The organism is Okeania sp., from assembly GCF_983059655.1.
Genome location: NZ_CEZPJD010000921.1, coordinates 1 through 2,889 on the forward strand (window position 1 = coordinate 1; position 2,889 = coordinate 2,889).

Sequence of the window (2,889 nt, forward strand, 5' to 3'; positions counted from 1 at the left end):
ACTAATTTTCTTTTATAGGCCATTAACAAAAAATATAAAATTCATCCAATTAGTTTTTTAATCGTAAGTGGTAAACCCCGCCCCGCTTACACTATCGGGCCAAGTATCTAGGTAGGCGGGAATATTCAATATGGATTACTACTAAATGGTAAATTATTCTATTTGCAGAATAGATGCTAATAGCCTATCCTACTTACCTAGAGATTTTGTACAGGTGTCTTCAGAAAAATCTAATAATAATCATGAGCAGGGATTTTTACAGATTTTATTGTTTATCAATAAACGTCCTGGCTCTCAAGAGCAAATTCAAGCCATTCGTAAGTCTCTCAAAAATTTAAAAAAAGATAATGATTATCCTTTTGAATTTCAAGTCATTGACGTAGAAGAAAAACCCTATATGGCAGAGCACTTCAAGTTGATTGCTACTCCTGCCCTACTCAAAATTTATCCTGAACCAAGACAAACCCTAACTGGTACAGATTTAATTGCCAAATTGGAATATTGGTGGCCACGCTGGCAACGTTCCATAGCCGAATATTGGCGCATCAATAATTCTCAGCCTCAATCTAAACAGGTTGTTAATCAAAAATTATCTGTTAGTTCGATCGACTGTGCTGCAGAATTAATGAAAATGTCAGATGAGATTTTTCGTCTCAAACAGGAAAAAGAACAACTTCAAGCTCAACTAAGATTTAAAGACCGTATTGTGGCCATGTTGGCTCACGACTTGCGTAACCCTCTGGCAGCAGTTTCGTTGGCTCTAGAGACTTTAGAATCAACTCAAAAAACTGCTAATAGTGAATTTCCTAGAAACTCTCCAACTCTTATAGAAAGATTAATTAAACAGGCACGTTATCAAGTTAGCGCGATCGACAGAATGATTACAGATATTCTGGAGAGGCCAAGAGGCAAAAGTACGCAGTTACAAATTCAGCCTGAAAAATTAGATTTGGGGGCATTGTGTAGCGAGGTGATAATTAGTTTTCGAGATCGACTTAAGTCAAAAGATTTGCAGTTGAAAACGGATATTCCTAATGATTTACCATTAGTTTATGCTGACCGAGAAAGAATACGTCAGGTAATAGTTAATTTGTTGGATAATGCCATTAAGTATACTCCTAAACAGGGACAAATACAGGTTTTAATCCTCGATCGCACTACTCAAAAGATTCAAGTAACAATTTGTGATAGTGGCCCTGGTATTCCTAGAGAAAATCACGGTCGTATTTTTGAAGATAGTTTTAGGCTCAAGCGTGATGAGTCAAAAGAAGGTTATGGTATTGGTCTAGCTCTATGCCAGAGGATTATTTTATCCCACTACGGCAAAATTTGGGTAGAGTCTAATCTTAGGAATGGTAGTTGTTTTAAGTTTACTTTACCGGTTTATCGATAAGTAAGGAAGAAGGAAGAAGTAAGAGGGAAGAAGTAAGAGGGAAGAAGGTTTAAAAGCCTGAAAAAAACTTAAATTTTCTGTAGATATTCACTGTTGCACTTAGATTTGTTTTAAGTTCATTTAAATGATAAAATTATAGGCTAAACCTAAGCAATGTGCGCTGGCATATTTACAAATTCCAGGAACTGTCCAATAGCTAAAAGTCTTATATTATTCCAACGGAGATGCTGCGCAAACGGCAATTTATTCTCTCTATTGCCTGTTGCCTGTTGCCTGTTGCCTGCGCGCAGCGCTATAACTAAAATTCCATATTATGTCCAAAATGAATAGTTTTTCAGACTATTCTGTGAGACCTTAATAGCAGTTGTTTTAGGTGAATTATCTATGCCTGCTAATATTGGACAAAATCAAAATCAACCCTATATCCTTTCTGATGAAACTACTCAGTCTATGGTAGTTGTTGTTCCTGAACGAGGTGGCATCATTACTGACTGGCGTACTCAAGACCAAAAAATATTTTACCTTGATAAGGAACGTTTTGCTGACCCAACTCTTTCGGTGCGCGGTGGCATTCCTCTACTGTTTCCTATTTGTGGCAATGTGGTTGACGATACTTATACGTTAGATGGAGAAAGCTACAAAATCAAGCAACATGGTTTTGCTCGTACTCTTCCTTGGGAAGTTACACAACAGTCTACTGAAAATGGCGCAAGTATTACTGTGACTCTTCGCAGCAGTGATGAAACTCGGGCAGTATATCCATTTAATTTTGAGTTGAATTATACCTATATATTGCGTGGTAATACTCTAGAGATGCGATATTCTCACACGAACTTATCTCAGAAACCTATGCCATTTGCTACAGGAATTCATCCTTATTTTGCTGTGACTGATAAGAGTCAATTAGAGTTTGATTTACCTTCAAATGAGTATAAACTTAAGGGCGAACAAACTGTTAATACTTTTTCTGGAGAGTTTGATTTTAATGCCGAAGAAATTGATTGGGCTTTTGTAAATTTGTCGAAACAATCAGCGGTAGTTACTGATAAAAGTCGTAATTTAAAGTTAACTATTAACTATGATAGTAGTTACTCTACTCTAGTTTTTTGGACTGTGAAAGGTAAAGATTTTTATTGTTTAGAGCCTTGGACTGCTCCTCGGAATGCTATGAATACTGGGGAAAGTTTATTAATTGCTGAACCGGGTAAAACTGTGGAAACAGTTATTAGTATGACGGCGGAAATTGGCTAACTTTAAAAAAGCGGTCAGCATTTCAGCACTCAGCTTTCAGCAGTAAACGTTTAGAAGGGGATTTAAACTCAAGTAGGGGCGAATGCCATTCGTCCCTACAAGCTGATGTTAATGAGGGAATGTTTGTAGTGCGGGCATCTTGCTCACGTTTGTTGTGCCTCACCAAGATGTAATATCACGTCCGGATAATTAGTGATGAAAAAACTTTCTCCTTCTCTTCTTCTTTCTTCCCTTCTGTTTGCGGA

2 protein-coding genes are annotated in these 2,889 nt (G+C 37.2%); both read left to right on the forward strand.

Annotated elements, in window-relative coordinates:
* Nucleotides 1–145 precede the first annotated feature (145 nt).
* Nucleotides 146–1,393, forward strand: a complete 1,248-nt coding sequence (locus tag AC3DU7_RS30205) for a histidine kinase (RefSeq protein ID WP_488042930.1) — start codon at nucleotides 146–148, stop codon at nucleotides 1,391–1,393.
* 384 nt (nucleotides 1,394–1,777) lie between these two features.
* Nucleotides 1,778–2,644 (forward strand): aldose epimerase family protein, encoded by an 867-nt coding sequence (locus AC3DU7_RS30210; RefSeq protein WP_488042931.1) that lies wholly within the window; start codon nucleotides 1,778–1,780, stop codon nucleotides 2,642–2,644.
* The last annotated feature ends 245 nt before the right edge of the window (nucleotides 2,645–2,889 follow it).

Coding starts and splice junctions, on each gene's coding strand:
- AC3DU7_RS30205 (WP_488042930.1), top strand. CDS start 146: ATGGTAAATTATTCTATTTGCAGAATAGATGCTAATAGCCTATCCTAC.
- AC3DU7_RS30210 (WP_488042931.1), top strand. CDS start 1,778: ATGCCTGCTAATATTGGACAAAATCAAAATCAACCCTATATCCTTTCT.